Origin of the sequence: Thioclava dalianensis (genome assembly GCF_000715505.1) — a bacterium.
Taxonomy (GTDB): domain Bacteria; phylum Pseudomonadota; class Alphaproteobacteria; order Rhodobacterales; family Rhodobacteraceae; genus Thioclava; species Thioclava dalianensis.
The window spans coordinates 185,918-198,983 of the sequence record NZ_JHEH01000006.1; the positions used below are offsets into that span (position 1 = coordinate 185,918).

Consider the following 13,066-nt stretch of genomic DNA (forward strand, 5'->3'; position numbering starts at 1 on the left):
GACCCGGCCCCCGGCCTTGCTGTCGGGGGCCCAATTTTTCCGTGGAGTTTTGCGATGCGCGATGAGACCGGCGGCGATACGGCCCTGCTTGAGGTCAACAATATCGAGGTGATCTACAATCACGTCATCCTCGTGCTCAAAGGCGTCAGCCTGAGCGTGCCCAAGGGCGGGATCACCGCGCTTCTGGGCGGCAATGGCGCGGGCAAGACCACCACGCTCAAGGCAATCTCCAGCCTGCTTGGATCCGAGCGGGGCGAGGTCACCAAGGGCAGCATCCTGTATCGCGGCGAGCGCGTGGAGGGCGGCGCCCCGGCAGAGTTGGTGCGCAAAGGCGTCATTCAGGTGATGGAGGGGCGCCATTGTTTCGAGCATCTGACTGTTGAAGAGAACCTTCTGACCGGCGCCTATACGCGGCGCGACGGGCGGGCGGCGATCCAGTCGGATCTAGAGATGGTCTACACCTATTTCCCGCGGCTGCGCGAGCGGCGCAAAAGTCAGGCGGGCTATACTTCGGGCGGCGAGCAGCAGATGGTCGCGATGGGTCGCGCGCTGATGAGCCGCCCCGAGATGATCTTGCTCGATGAGCCCTCGATGGGGCTTGCGCCGCAGCTGGTCGAGCAGATCTTCCAGATCGTGAAGGCGGTCAATGAGAGCGAGGGCGTGACTTTTCTGCTGGCCGAGCAGAACACCAATGTCGCGCTGCGCTATGCCCATTACGGCTATATCCTCGAAAGCGGGCGCATCGTGATGGATGGGCCCGCCGCTGATCTGCGCGAAAACCCAGATGTGAAAGAGTTCTATCTCGGGATGGGTGATGACGGACGCAAGAGCTTTCGAGACGTGCGTAGCTACCGCCGACGCAAGCGCTGGCTCGCGTGATGCAATATCTTGAAATTAAACAATTGCTGCGCAGCAATTTTGTGCAGCAAAAGGGCGATCCGCCCACGAGCCGAGGAAGGAAACGCAGCTGATGGGCGAGCATTACGACGCGCGGGAAACCCGCAGCTCTGAGCAGCGCGAACACGATCTTGCCGCGGCCTTGCCCGAGGTGATCGCCAAGGCGCGTCTGGCACCGGGAATGGCTGTGCATCTGCAGGATGTGGACGCAGCCCGCGTTGCCTCGCGTGCGGATCTGGCGCGGCTGCCGATCCTGCGCAAATCCGATCTTGTTGCCGCACAAAAGGCGCAGCCTCCCTTTGGCGGGCTGACGCCGCATCCGGCGCATGGCTTTGCCCATATCTTCCAGTCTCCGGGACCGATCTACGAGCCGGGCGGCGGGGCGCATGACTGGTGGCGCATCGGGCGCTTCGTGCATGCCGCAGGGGTTGGCCCGGGCGATATCGTGCAGAACTGCTTTGGCTATCACCTGACGCCTGCCGGAACGATGTTCGAAAATGCCGCGCGGGCCGTGGGCGCCAGCGTGCTGCCGGCGGGCACCGGCCAGACCGAGCTGCAGGTGCGTGCCGCCGTCGATATCGGCACGACGGTCTATGCCGGAACGCCGGATTATCTGCGTGTCATTCTTGAGAAGGCCCAGGAGATGGGTGAGCGGTTGGCGATCCGCAAGGCGACCGTGTCGGGCGGTGCACTTTTCCCGAGTCTGCGTCAGGACTACGCGGATCGCGGCATTGCCTGTCTGCAATGCTACGCCACAGCGGATCTGGGCAATATCGCCTATGAGAGCGCCGCGCAGGAGGGGTTGATCGTGGACGAGGGCGTGATCGTCGAGATCGTCCGCCCCGGCACCGGCGATCCGGTCCGCGACGGCGAGGTGGGGGAGGTCGTCGTGACCACGCTCAATCCCGACTATCCGCTGATCCGGTTTGCGACCGGGGATCTGTCGGCGGTGCTGCCGGGGGTCTCGCCCTGCGGGCGCACGAATGTGCGTATCAAGGGCTGGATGGGGCGCGCCGATCAGACCACCAAGATCAAGGGAATGTTCGTGCGCCCCGAGCAGGTCGCGGCCTTTGTCGCGGCTCATTCCGAGGTGCAAAAGGCCCGCGTCATCGCCACGCGACGCGGCGAGATGGATGTGCTCAGCGTCCAGATCGAGACCGAGGCCGCGGACCCTGCGCGCTTTGAGGATGGCATCCGCGCGGCGCTCAAGATGAAGGGAGAGATCACGCTCGTGGCGCCCGGCAGCCTGCCCAATGACGGCAAGGTCATCGACGACCAGCGCAGCTATGACTGAGGAACCCCGCAGGCGCGCGCGGCGTTGAAGCTCCGGAGAGACGGAGGATACCATGCGGAAACTACTGTTGACCGGGGCCGCGATAGCCGCCCTGACGATCCCTGCGCATGCGGGGGATTTGGCGTTCGTTCTGGGCAATTCGAATTATGACCGGATCGGTGCGGTCAAAGGCGCGGATGGTGTAGCCGGCGCGCAATCCAACCTTCAGGCTGCAGGCTTTGCCGTTTTGAGTGCGAAGGATGCCGATGCTGGCGACATTCGCACGAAGTTTCGCGATTTCGTCGATGAGGCCGCGCAAGCCGATACGGTGGCGGTCACGCTCTCGGGGCGCTTCGTGCATACCCGTGCCGAGACCTATTTCCTGCCCGTCGACGTGCGCGATCAAAGTCTGCCGGAAGCTGTGAGCGAGGCGCTGCCGCTCTCGGCCGTCCTCAGCGTGCTGGCCGCGCATCCGGGCCACGCGGTGCTTGTGCTGGGCGCGGATAAAGCGGCGGAGGATCCCTCGGGTCTGACCCGGCCGGGTATCGGTACGCTCGATATTCCGCAAGGTGTCAGTGTCTTGCGGGGCACGCCTCAGCAAGTGGTTGCCCTGATGAAAAGCGATTTTGCCCAGCCGGGACAGGCCTTGGCTGCGGCGGCAAGCTCGGCGGGGCTAAGCCAGTCGGGCTACCTGCCGGACGATCTCAGCTTGGTGTCGAGCGATGCTATGGTGCAAAAGCCCGCCAAGCCCGCGCCTGCCCCTGCAGCGGATCCGTCTGCCGCCTATTGGGATCTGGCGCGCACGCAAGATACGGTCGATGCCTACCAGCTCTATCTGAATCGCTATCCTGATGGTCCGCATGCCGATGATGCGCGCACGCGGATCACCGCGCTCAAAGCCCAGCCCGCGCAACAGGCCAGTGCGGCCGAGGAGGCGCTGGGGCTGACCCGCGATCAGAGGCGCGAAGTTCAGCAATATCTCACTATTCTCGACTATGATCCCAAGGGCGTGGACGGTGTCTTTGGCCCCGGCTCGCGCGCGGCGATTGCGCGTTGGCAGCGGGCCAACGGGTTCGAAGACACCTCCTATCTGACGCGCGATCAGCTGACCCGTTTGTCGGCGCAGGGCGAGAAGCGCTCGGCCGAGCTGGATGCGCAGGCCAAGGCGCGTCAGGCCGAAATCGACAAGCAGGATCGCAGCTATTGGGAACAAACCGGCAAAGCGGGCGATGAGCCGGGGCTGCGCGCCTATCTCAAGAAATATCCCGATGGTCTGTTTGCCGATCTCGCGCAGGAGCGGCTGGACAAGATCGAGGCAGAGCGCCGTGCCGATGCCCAATCGGCGGATCGTGCGGATTGGGATGCGGCGCGCCGGGCCGATACGATCTCGGCCTATCGCGATTATCTCTCGAGCCGCGACAAGCCCGCTTTCCGCGCCGAGGCCGAGGCTCGGATCGCAGCGCTGCGCGATGCCAGTCAGGACAGCGCGGCGGATGCGCAGGCCAAGGCCAATGAGGATGCTTTGGGGCTTCCGGGGGTTGCGAAATCCCTCGTGGAGCAGCGGCTTCAGCAGATGGGGCTCAAGCCCGGAAAGGTCGATGGGGTCTTCACCCCCGAGACCCGGCGCGCGATCCGGCGCTATCAGAAAGCGGGCGGTCTGACCCCGACCGGCTATCTCGATCAGGCGACCGTCGCGCAGCTTCTGTCTGGCGCGATCGGGTTTCGCTAAGTCTGGATCTGGCAAATGAGACGCGGAGAAAGGGGGGCGCAGCCCTCCTTTTTCATGTCAGCGATCGGGCCAAAAGGTGCGTCTGCGCGGTGGGTCAGTCGAGACGCGCGGGCATCTCGCGCCCGTGCAGGCTGTCTTTGACTGCCATTGCGCGTTTGCCGGGGCGTTGGGCCTGCAAGATCTCCAGCGAACCAGTGCCGCAGGCGATGGTGAAGCCATCGAGCACGGCGCCGGGTGTGCCCTGACCTTGGCCAAGCGCTGCCTGCAGCAGTTTGACCCGCTCGTCATTGATCTCGCACCACGCACCGGGGAAGGGCGAAAGACCGTTGATATGGCGCACCAACTCGGGGGCGGGGCGCGTCCAGTCGATGCGCGCCTCGGCCTTGTCGATCTTGCTGGCATAGGTCACGCCAGCTTCGGGCTGTGCCTCGGGAGTGAGCGCGTCGATCTGCGCCAGCGTGTCGAGGATCAGCTTGGCCCCCATCGCGCTGAGCCTGTCGTGCAGCGCCCCGGTGGTTTCGGTTGCACCAATCGGCGTCGCCTCGCGCAGCAGCACCGGCCCGGTATCCAGCCCGGCTTCCATCTGCATGATGCAGATGCCGGTCTCAGTGTCGCCTGCCATGATCGCGCGGTGGATCGGAGCAGCCCCCCGCCAGCGCGGCAAAAGCGAGGCGTGAATGTTCAGGCATCCCCGCGCGGGCGCATCGAGCACCGCCTGCGGCAGGATCAGCCCATAGGCCACCACGACCGCGATATCGGCGTTCAGGGCTGCGAAAGCTTCCCGCGTCTCTGCGGATTTGAAATTGAGCGGCGTGCGCGTCTCGATCCCGAGCGCTTCGGCCTTTTGCTGCACGGGCGAGGGCCGGTCCTTCTTGCCACGCCCGGCGGGACGGGGCGGCTGCGAATAGACCGCCACGACCTCATGCGCGCGCGCGAGCGCCTCGAGCACGGGAACGGAGAAATCGGGCGTGCCCATGAAGACGACGCGCATCAGCCCGCTCCCAGCTTCTTCGATTTCGCCACAAGCATCTTGCGGCGCAAGGGCGAGAGGTGATCGACATAGAGCTTGCCGTTCAGGTGATCGATCTGGTGTTGCACCGAAGTGGCCCAGAGCCCCACGAAATCGCGGTCTTCGATCTCGCCCTCGGCGTTCAGAAAGCGCACGGTCACCGCGCGGGGCCGCTCGATCGGGGCTGCAACGCCGGGCAGGTTGGGCGAGGCCTCGTGATGTTTGCGCAGCTGTATCGAGGCATGCAGCACCTCTGGATTCGCCATCCGCACGGCCTGCCCGCGCTTGTCGGACGCATCGACCACGGCAAGGCGTTTCAGGATCCCGATCTGCGGCGCGGCGAGGCCGACACCGGGCATCGCATCCATCGTCTCGATCATGTCGTCCCAGATCATCCGCACGGTTTCGGTGATCGTCTCGACAGGCTCTGCGGGGCGGTGCAGGCGGCGGTCGTCATAAGGCAGGAAGGGGCGCACGGCCATCAGAGGATCGGATCCTTCGGGGTCCGCGCGCGCTCGCGTTTGAGCTTTTCCATCTTGCGGGTGATCATCTTGCGCTTCATCGGCCCGAGATAATCAATGAACAACTTGCCGTTGAGATGGTCGAACTCGTGCTGCGCGCAGGTTGCCCAAAGCGCATCGAACTGCTCTTCATGGGTTTTGCCGTCAATTCCGAGCCAGCGCATCCGCACCTCCGCCGGGCGAGTGACCTCGGCATATTGATCCGGGATTGAAAGGCAGCCCTCTTCGTAGACATTGGTCTCTTCCGAGCTCCAGGTGATCTCGGGATTGATCAGGACCATGGGCTCGGGGGTGGCCTCTTTGTCCTTGATGCAATCCATCACGAACAGCCGCTTCATCACGCCGATCTGCGGGGCGGCCAGACCGATGCCCGGCGCCTCATACATGGTCGCAAGCATATCATCGGCGAGTTTGCGAATCTCGTCGGTTACTTCGGGTACCGGATCGCACAGCTTCTTGAGCCGTGGGTCGGGATGGATCAGGATCGGTTTCAGCGTCATGCACAGGCATTTAGGCGATGGCTTGCCACCTTGCAATCCCGCGCGATTGTGCCCGCGACAAATCGGGGTTTGAACCTCGCGGTCTCATTTGCTCATATGCGGGCGCAACAAGGAGCAGAACACACATGACCGCACCTAATTTTGACGAGATGATCGACCGCGTCGGCACCCATTCCAACAAATGGGACGGCATGGAGGAGCGCTACGGCGTGTCCCCGCAAAACGGGATCTCGATGTGGGTCGCGGATATGGATTTCCGCCCGCCCGCCTGCGTCCAGCGCGCCGTCGAGTCGATGGCCGAGCATGGCGTCTACGGCTATTGGGGCGGCATGGAGGAGTATAACGCCGCCATCGCGTGGTGGATGCAGACCCGCCATGGCTGGAGCGTCGATCCCGACTGGATCTTTACCACGCATGGGTTGGTGAATGGCGTGGCCGTGTCGATCGAAGCCTATACCGATCCGGGCGATGCGGTGGTGTTGATGACGCCGGTCTATCATGCCTTCGCGCGCGTGACGAAAGCCGCCGGGCGTGAAGTGCGCGAATGCCCGCTCGTGCGCGAGAACGGGCGATATGAGATGGATTTCGACGCGTGGGATGCGTTGATGACGGGCAATGAGAAGATGCTCATTCTGTGCTCGCCGCATAATCCGGGCGGGCGCGTGTGGACCAAGGCCGAGCTGGAGGCGACGGCGGCATTCGCGCGCAAACACGGCTTGATTCTGGTCTCGGACGAGATCCACCATGATCTTGTGATGCCCGGTCAGACGCATCTGCCAATGTCGGTGGCCTGTCCCGATCAGCCCGTCGTGATGATGAGTGCGACAACCAAAACCTTCAACATCGCAGGCGCGCATATCGGCAATGTGATCATCTCCGACCCTGCGCTGCGTGCCAAATTCGCCGCGCGCATGACGGCGCTGGGGATCTCGCCCAATAGCTTTGGCATTGCGATGGCCACGGCGGCCTATAGTCCCGAAGGGGCCGAATGGGTCGATGCGCTTTGCGCCTATCTCGATGGCAACCGAAAGGTCTTTGACGACGGTATTGCGGCAATCCCCGGGCTGGCGGTGATGCCGCTCGAGGCCACCTATCTGGCTTGGGTCGATTTCGCAGGCACCGGCATGTCGCCTGAGGAGTTCACCGCGCGCGTTGAGCGCGACGCCAGCATCGCGGCCAATCATGGGCATACGTTCGGGGCGGGGGGCGAGACTTTCTTGCGCTTCAACCTTGCGACGCCGCGCGCGCGGGTCGAAGAGGCTGTGTCGCGCTTGCAGGCGGCCTTCGCGGATCTGCAGTAACCAATAACAAACGGCGCCCGATAGGGGCGCCGTTTGTCGAATGTCTCGTGGGGACTGTCTTGCGCCGGTCTCTCTAAGCGCTGGTCGGTTACGCCTTGGGCAGATAGCCCGCGATCTCCGGCCCTTCCTTGACGAAATCGAGCGGCGGACGTTCCGCCACGGCGGTTTCGCGTTTCACGCTACAGATCAACTCTTTGCCGACGATATCCGAGGCCACGATCAGGCAGGTCGCGATATGAGTCTGGCCCTCGTAGAGATCCACATAGCCGCGCAGATGCGTGACCTGATCGGCATCAAGGGTGAAGCCGTTCTTGTAGCGGCGCAGAATCGGCCAGACCGATCCGCCCGCTTTCACGCGCAGCCGCGCGGTCTTTGCCGCCGTTCGCTTCTGGGCCGTGTGCAGCCCGTCCAGCAGCTCTTTGGGCAAGAAATCCATGTTGTCCTCCGGCAGCGTTCCCATGACCCATGCTGATCACAGGAATGTAAAATTCAAGTTGTCCGTTCGATCTGATTCATGCCGCACGCGCAAAGAGTGCCTTCTTTGCAACGAGCTTGTGGTTGTCGCTTTCGTGAGCCCGCGTTAGCGTCTGCGGGAATTCGGAAAAAAGGACATTCCATGCGTTTGCCGATCCTTGCTCTCGTGGTCTCCACCTTTGCCACGCCAATCGTGGCGCAATGCGGCGGAAGCTGGTCGAATTTCCTGTCGGGGATTCGGGCTGATCTTGTCTCGTCCGGTCTTAACGCAGCTCAAGCCGATGCGTTCCTTTCGGGCGCGCGTCTTGATCAGAGCGTGCTGCGCGCGGACCGGGCGCAGGGGGTGTTTCGCAAGACGTTTCTGGAGTTTGCGAGCGCGGTGATCTCGCGCAACCGGATGGAGAATGGCGCGCGTAACGCCAAACGCTACCGGGCCGTTTTCGACCGGATCGAGCAGCAATATGGCGTATCGCGCGGAATTTTGCTCGCGTTCTGGGGGCTCGAGACCGATTTCGGGCAGGTGCAGGGCAATTTCAATACGCGCAACGCGCTTTTGACGCTGGCCCATGATTGTCGGCGGCCCGAGCTGTTTCGCCCGCAGGTGATCGCGGCGGCCAAGCTCTATCAGCATGGCGATTTCGATCCGCGGCGCGAGACCGGAGCTTGGGCGGGCGAGATCGGGCAGGTCCAGATGTTGCCTGCGGATATCTTGAACAACGGGGTGGATGGTGACGGCGATGGCCATGTGCGCCCGAAAAGCTCGGCACCCGATGCGCTGATGTCGGGGGCCAAGATGCTGCGCGATATGGGTTGGCGCGCGAATGAGCCTTGGATGAAGGAGATCACCGTGCCCGCGCAGATGGACTGGTCGAAAACTGGTCTGCAGACGCAGCTGTCGCGCGCGCAGTGGGCGCAGATGGGGGTCAGGGCGCATGACGGGACCTTGCCGGACCTGCCGGGATCGGTGCTTTTGCCGATGGGTCATAAGGGGCCAGCCTTCATGGTCTATCCGAATTTCGAGGTGCTCTTCGAGTGGAACAAGAGTTTTGTCTATGTCACCTCGGCTGCCTATTTCGCGACGCGTCTTGAGGGCGCGCCGCGACTTGATCCGGGCCATGCTGATCCGGGGTTGAGCCCGAGCCAGATGAAGGCCCTGCAAAGCAAGCTGGCGCAGAAGGGCTATGACGTGGGCAAGATAGACGGGATTCTTGGCGCCAAGACGCGCCCCGCCGTGCAGGCCGAACAAACGCGTCTGGGTCTGCCCGCCGATGGTTGGCCCACCCCGGCGCTGCTTGCGAAACTCTAGGGGCGGGGGGCTCGCGCGCAGGCAGGATCACATATGCCTCACGGCCCCTTGATGCGCGCGGGCCCTCCGCGCAGTATGGGTGTCTTAATGCGCCGGGCGCGAGCGTCCCGCGACAGCTTGGCTTGGGGGATTTCGAGTGACATTCAACACAGTGCAGCGTGCGAGACGTAAGACCGCCGGTATGGCCGCGATCATCGTTGCGATGGGGCTTGGGCTTGCGGGCTGCGGCCCGGCACCGCGCGCCAGCGGGATCAATGATCCCTTCGAGGCGAGCAATCGCAAGGTCCATCAGTTCAACAAGGATGTCGATCAGGCGCTGTTTCGTGCCGATGATCGCCCCTCCAAGCCGCCCGGCCCGATCGGCAATGCGATTGGCAATATTGGCGACAATCTCGGGTTGCCGAGCATGGTCGTGAACGCGTTGTTGCAGGGGCGACCAGAGCCTGCGGTGAAGAACACCTTCCGTTTCTTCATCAACTCGACGCTTGGCTTGGGCGGGATCTTTGATCCGGCGGGGCAAAGCTTCTCTCTGCCGGAAACCGAAACGGACTTCGGCGAGACCCTGCATGTCTGGGGGGTGGGCGAGGGGGCCTATATCGAATTGCCGATCCTCGGGCCCTCGACCGAGCGCGATACGCTGGGCACGGTTGTCGATCTGATCATCGATCCGCTCAATGCGCTCGACCCCGATCCGCGGTTGGTGGCCAAGACCTTCCGGCTGGGCGCCAAGGTGATCCAGCGCAAGCGCTACAGTTCGACCGTCGATTCGATTCTTTACGGAAGTGCGGACAGCTATGCGCAAAGCCGCCTGCTTTACTTGCAGAACCGGCGATTCGAACTCAATGGCGAGGAGACCGACGATGCCAATGTCTATGACCCCTATGAAGACCCCGCGTTGCAATAGGCGCAGGGCTCTGGGCCTGGGCGCGGCTGGGCTGGCCGCGGCGCTGCTGCCGGGACCGGCGCTCGCGCTCAATGACGCGCAGGCGCGCGCACTCATTCAACAGGCGGTCAATGATGTGAATGCGGCGATCTCGTCAGGGCGTACGGGGCCTGCGCTTTACGCGATGTTCGAGCAGATCTTTGCGAAATATGCCGATGTGAACGTGATTGGCCGCTCGGCCCTCGGTGTCGCCGCACGGCAGGCGAGCCCGGCGCAGCTTGCGGCCTTTACCAAGGCCTATCAGGGCTATCTCGCGCGCAAATATGGCAAGCGGTTTCGGGAGTTCATCGGGGCGACCTTCAAGGTGGAGGGCGCGCGTCCGATCAAATCCTTCTACGAGGTGAAGACCCTTGCGTCCCTGAGAGGGCAGGCACCGTTCGAGGTGCTCTGGCAGGTCTCGGACCGGTCGGGTCGCGACAGATTCTTCAACCTGATTGTCGAGGGGGTGAACATGCTGGCCTCCGAGCGTGCCGAGATCGGGGCGATGCTGGATCGGCGGCGCGGCAATATCGATGCGCTGATCGTGGATCTCAAGGCGGCCGGATAGGCCGGGTCCCACGCGCCCTGCCAGAGGCGGGCGCGTGGGCTGATCTTAGTTGCCGCCGCCGAACACGCCCAGAAGGCTCTTCAGGATCGAATCAGACGGATTGCTCCGTTGCTGCGGCTGAGGCTGCTGGGGTTGCGGCGCGGCATCGGGCTGCGGCTGCGGCGTCGATTGCCAGTCATCCGGGTTGCCTTGCCAATCGGCGGGCTGTGCCATCGGCAGCGGCTTGGCGGGCTGGCCGTTCTCCACACGTTTCATCGTCTCGTGGAAGATCTCGGCGGGCAAACCACCCCCGGTCACCCCGTTGAGCGGGGAGTTGTCGTCATTGCCCAACCAGACGCCGACCACGTAATCCGCCGTGAAGCCGATGAACCAAGCGTCACGCAGGCTTTGCGTCGTGCCGGTCTTGCCCGCGACCTCATAATTTTTGAGGTTCGCCCGCCCGCCGGTGCCGTGCAGCACGACCTGACGCATCATATACATCAGCTCCTTGGCGGATTTCTCCGAGATCACGCGCTCGCCGATCCCGCCCGGCTTGGAAAAGAGCGGTTCGGTGTCGCCTTTGAGCGTGAGCGTGTTGAGCCCGTAAGGCGTCACCGACGAGCCGCCATTCAGGATGCCCGCATAGGCCCCCGTCATGTCGAGCAGATCCGATTCGCCCACGCCGAGCGCCACTGAGGGCAGGTTGGGCAGGTTTTGCGCAAAGCCGAACCCTTGGGCGACCTTGATGACATTCTCACGCCCGACAGCTTCCGAGACGCGCACGGTGGCGACGTTCACCGAATGCTCGAGCGCCACGGTCAGGGTGATCGGGCCGCGGAAGTTTCGTTCATAGTTGCGCGGGCTCCAATTGGGTGAGCCGGGCATCTTCACCGTTAGGGGGGCGTCATCGACCATCGAATCGGGCGTGTAGCCCAGATCGAGCGCCGTGGCATAGACGAAGGGCTTGAAGGTCGAACCGGTCTGACGCTGGGCCATCGTGGCGTGGTTGAACGCCCCCGTCACCTTGGTCTCGCGTCCGCCGACCATGCCACGCACGGCACCGTCTTTCGACATCACAACGATTGCGGCCTGCGCTTCGCTGTTTTTCGAGACCTTGTTGGTGAACACGGATTGCATCGCATCTTCGGCCGCCGCCTGAATGCGCTGATCGAGCGTCGTATGGATCACGACATCCTCGGTCGTATCGCGCGACAGGAAGTCGGGAATCGTATCCATCAGCCAATCGGCGAAATAGCCGCCCGCACGTTGCTGCGCGGCTTTGCTCAGCGTGGCGGGGTTGTTCTTCGCGTCGAGATACTGGCGATCCGTCAGATAGCCCTGTTGATGCATCAGATCGAGCACGGTCTGTGCCCGGGCCTGTGAACGCTCGAGATTATTGGTAGGGGCGAAGTAGCTCGGTGCCTTGAGCAAGCCGGCCAGCATCGCGGCCTGCTGCGGATCGACATTGGCCGCCGAGATCCCGAAATAGCGCTCGGAGGCGGCTTCGAAGCCACGTGCGCCCGCGCCCAGATAGGCCCGGTTGAGATAGATCGAGAGAATCTGATCCTTGGTGTATTTCAGCTCGAGCGCGAAGGCATAGGGCACTTCCTTGATCTTGCGCTTGAGCCCGCCCGAGCGGCAGTCGCTTTCATAGGCGGCTTCGTTCTTCCATTCCTTGGGATTGAATTTCACCCCGAGGCACAGAAGCTTGGCCACCTGTTGCGTGATCGTCGAGCCGCCATTGCCCTCGAAGGGGCCGCGGCCTGCGCGCAGGTTGATGGCGATGGCCGAGGCGATGCCGCGCGGCGAGATCCCGAAGTGATGGTAGAAGCGGCGGTCTTCGGTCGCGACGACGGCGTCGCGCAGGAACGGCGAGACGTTCTTGGCATCGATCTGTCCGCCAAAGGTCTCCCCGCGCCATGCAAAGACCTTGTTCTGGTCATCGAGCATGGTGACCGAGCCGCGCGTGCGACCGTCCAGCAGCTTGGTGTAGTCGGGAAGCGTCGAGTAGAAATAGAGCGAGGTGCCCACTACGACCAACGCAATGACCATGGTGAATCGCCAAAAGCCGCCCCAGATGAGGCGCCAGATGGCGTTTGCCAGGCCGATCACCGCTCCAGTGAAAAGCCCGTGATTGCGTTTGGGCCGCTGAGGCTTTTTGCCCCGCGGTTTGCGTGGTTTGGGAGTGTTTGGTTTGCCCGGCGCCTGCTTCGACGAAGAATAGCGTTTATCGGCCACCAACGGCCCGCGCCGTCCGCCTTTCTGAGTCATGTGCCTGTTCCGCTGCCTCAATTTTCGTTCCAGCCAATTTACACGTGAGTTCACAGGATGTGGACCCGCATAAAGTCACGTTTCAGTTTTGTATTGAGATTAAAAATTAATCACTTTGCACAAAATGTATAATTTTTGGGCAGTAACGGGCATTCACGCAGCTGTCGCGGGTACTTGATCGCTTGTGTGAAGCGCGTGAGCGGGGCTTTCTGACCGCCGAAGGATGTTGCTCTGCGCGACAGCGTGGGCGGAACAAGGAAGGGATGACAGGTGAAACTCATCATAGCAGCAATCAAGCCGTTCAAGCTCGAGGAGG

General features: G+C 62.9%; 13 protein-coding genes. 7 read left to right on the forward strand and 6 right to left on the reverse strand.

Annotated elements, in window-relative coordinates:
- Positions 1-54: 54 nt before the first annotated feature.
- The 3 genes from DL1_RS07600 to DL1_RS07610 all read left to right on the forward strand — a co-directional run bounded on the left by DL1_RS07600 (position 55) and on the right by DL1_RS07610 (position 3,899).
- Positions 55-879: an ABC transporter ATP-binding protein gene (locus DL1_RS07600; protein WP_038064428.1), complete on the forward strand. Its 825-nt coding sequence runs from the start codon at positions 55-57 to the stop codon at positions 877-879.
- Between the two features lie 91 nt (positions 880-970).
- Complete coding sequence (locus tag DL1_RS07605) at positions 971-2,191, forward strand: phenylacetate--CoA ligase family protein (protein WP_038064429.1); 1,221 nt, start codon at positions 971-973, stop codon at positions 2,189-2,191.
- A 52-nt stretch (positions 2,192-2,243) separates the two neighbouring features.
- Entirely contained in the window at positions 2,244-3,899 is a 1,656-nt protein-coding gene (locus DL1_RS07610) for a peptidoglycan-binding protein (RefSeq protein WP_051693410.1), read from the forward strand.
- Positions 3,900-3,993: 94 nt separating this feature from the next.
- Here DL1_RS07610 and fmt read toward each other — a convergent pair whose 3' ends face one another.
- Genes fmt through def (DL1_RS07625) form a run of 3 tightly spaced genes read right to left on the reverse strand, consistent with a single transcriptional unit; the run spans position 3,994 to position 5,929 of the window.
- Positions 3,994-4,890, reverse strand: a complete 897-nt coding sequence (gene fmt, locus DL1_RS07615; protein ID WP_038064430.1) for a methionyl-tRNA formyltransferase — start codon at positions 4,888-4,890, stop codon at positions 3,994-3,996.
- A complete protein-coding gene (def, locus tag DL1_RS07620; RefSeq protein ID WP_038064431.1) occupies positions 4,890-5,390 on the reverse strand; it encodes a peptide deformylase in 501 nt (166 codons plus the stop codon). The genes fmt and def (DL1_RS07620) overlap by 1 nt, the downstream gene beginning before the upstream one ends.
- Entirely contained in the window at positions 5,390-5,929 is a 540-nt protein-coding gene (gene def / locus DL1_RS07625; protein ID WP_038064436.1) for a peptide deformylase, read from the reverse strand. Before def (DL1_RS07625) ends, def (DL1_RS07620) begins: the two co-directional genes overlap by 1 nt.
- A gap of 125 nt (positions 5,930-6,054) precedes the next feature.
- On the opposite strand from def (DL1_RS07625), the gene DL1_RS07630 reads away from it, so the two are divergent.
- A complete protein-coding gene (locus DL1_RS07630; protein ID WP_038064438.1) occupies positions 6,055-7,230 on the forward strand; it encodes a MalY/PatB family protein in 1,176 nt (391 codons plus the stop codon).
- 88 nt (positions 7,231-7,318) lie between these two features.
- Here DL1_RS07630 and DL1_RS07635 read toward each other — a convergent pair whose 3' ends face one another.
- Positions 7,319-7,666 carry a hypothetical protein gene (locus DL1_RS07635; protein ID WP_038064439.1) on the reverse strand — a complete coding sequence of 116 codons (348 nt, stop codon included), beginning with the start codon at positions 7,664-7,666 and terminating at the stop codon, positions 7,319-7,321.
- 180 nt (positions 7,667-7,846) lie between these two features.
- Here DL1_RS07635 and DL1_RS07640 point away from each other — a divergent pair, with 180 nt between their 5' ends.
- From DL1_RS07640 to DL1_RS07650, 3 genes are all read left to right on the forward strand, one after another.
- The gene (locus DL1_RS07640) at positions 7,847-9,010 is read left to right on the forward strand and encodes a lytic murein transglycosylase (protein ID WP_038064440.1); all 1,164 of its coding nucleotides are present in this window, start codon (positions 7,847-7,849) and stop codon (positions 9,008-9,010) included.
- Positions 9,011-9,146: 136 nt separating this feature from the next.
- Positions 9,147-9,914 (forward strand): MlaA family lipoprotein, encoded by a 768-nt coding sequence (locus DL1_RS07645; protein WP_245739601.1) that lies wholly within the window; start codon positions 9,147-9,149, stop codon positions 9,912-9,914.
- On the forward strand, positions 9,883-10,500 hold the full coding sequence (locus DL1_RS07650; protein ID WP_245739619.1) for an MlaC/ttg2D family ABC transporter substrate-binding protein: 618 nt from the start codon (positions 9,883-9,885) through the stop codon (positions 10,498-10,500). Before DL1_RS07645 ends, DL1_RS07650 begins: the two co-directional genes overlap by 32 nt.
- A gap of 45 nt (positions 10,501-10,545) precedes the next feature.
- Here DL1_RS07650 and DL1_RS07655 read toward each other — a convergent pair whose 3' ends face one another.
- Together DL1_RS07655 and DL1_RS21955 are read right to left on the reverse strand one after the other, a co-directional pair.
- The gene (locus tag DL1_RS07655) at positions 10,546-12,750 is read right to left on the reverse strand and encodes a transglycosylase domain-containing protein (protein ID WP_038064445.1); all 2,205 of its coding nucleotides are present in this window, start codon (positions 12,748-12,750) and stop codon (positions 10,546-10,548) included.
- 110 nt (positions 12,751-12,860) lie between these two features.
- Positions 12,861-13,066, reverse strand: a 206-nt coding sequence (locus tag DL1_RS21955) for a hypothetical protein (protein WP_211250626.1), incomplete at its 5' end; no start/stop codon positions are given.

What these genes read in the sequence shown, in the direction of transcription:
- DL1_RS07600 (WP_038064428.1), top strand. Translation starts at nt 55, where the DNA reads ATGCGCGATGAGACCGGCGGCGATACGGCCCTGCTTGAGGTCAACAAT.
- DL1_RS07605 (WP_038064429.1), top strand. Translation starts at nt 971, where the DNA reads ATGGGCGAGCATTACGACGCGCGGGAAACCCGCAGCTCTGAGCAGCGC.
- DL1_RS07610 (WP_051693410.1), top strand. Translation starts at nt 2,244, where the DNA reads ATGCGGAAACTACTGTTGACCGGGGCCGCGATAGCCGCCCTGACGATC.
- fmt (WP_038064430.1), bottom strand. Translation starts at nt 4,890, where the DNA reads ATGCGCGTCGTCTTCATGGGCACGCCCGATTTCTCCGTTCCCGTGCTC.
- def (WP_038064431.1), bottom strand. Translation starts at nt 5,390, where the DNA reads ATGGCCGTGCGCCCCTTCCTGCCTTATGACGACCGCCGCCTGCACCGC.
- def (WP_038064436.1), bottom strand. Translation starts at nt 5,929, where the DNA reads ATGACGCTGAAACCGATCCTGATCCATCCCGACCCACGGCTCAAGAAG.
- DL1_RS07630 (WP_038064438.1), top strand. Translation starts at nt 6,055, where the DNA reads ATGACCGCACCTAATTTTGACGAGATGATCGACCGCGTCGGCACCCAT.
- DL1_RS07635 (WP_038064439.1), bottom strand. Translation starts at nt 7,666, where the DNA reads ATGGATTTCTTGCCCAAAGAGCTGCTGGACGGGCTGCACACGGCCCAG.
- DL1_RS07640 (WP_038064440.1), top strand. Translation starts at nt 7,847, where the DNA reads ATGCGTTTGCCGATCCTTGCTCTCGTGGTCTCCACCTTTGCCACGCCA.
- DL1_RS07650 (WP_245739619.1), top strand. Translation starts at nt 9,883, where the DNA reads ATGACCCCTATGAAGACCCCGCGTTGCAATAGGCGCAGGGCTCTGGGC.
- DL1_RS07655 (WP_038064445.1), bottom strand. Translation starts at nt 12,750, where the DNA reads ATGACTCAGAAAGGCGGACGGCGCGGGCCGTTGGTGGCCGATAAACGC.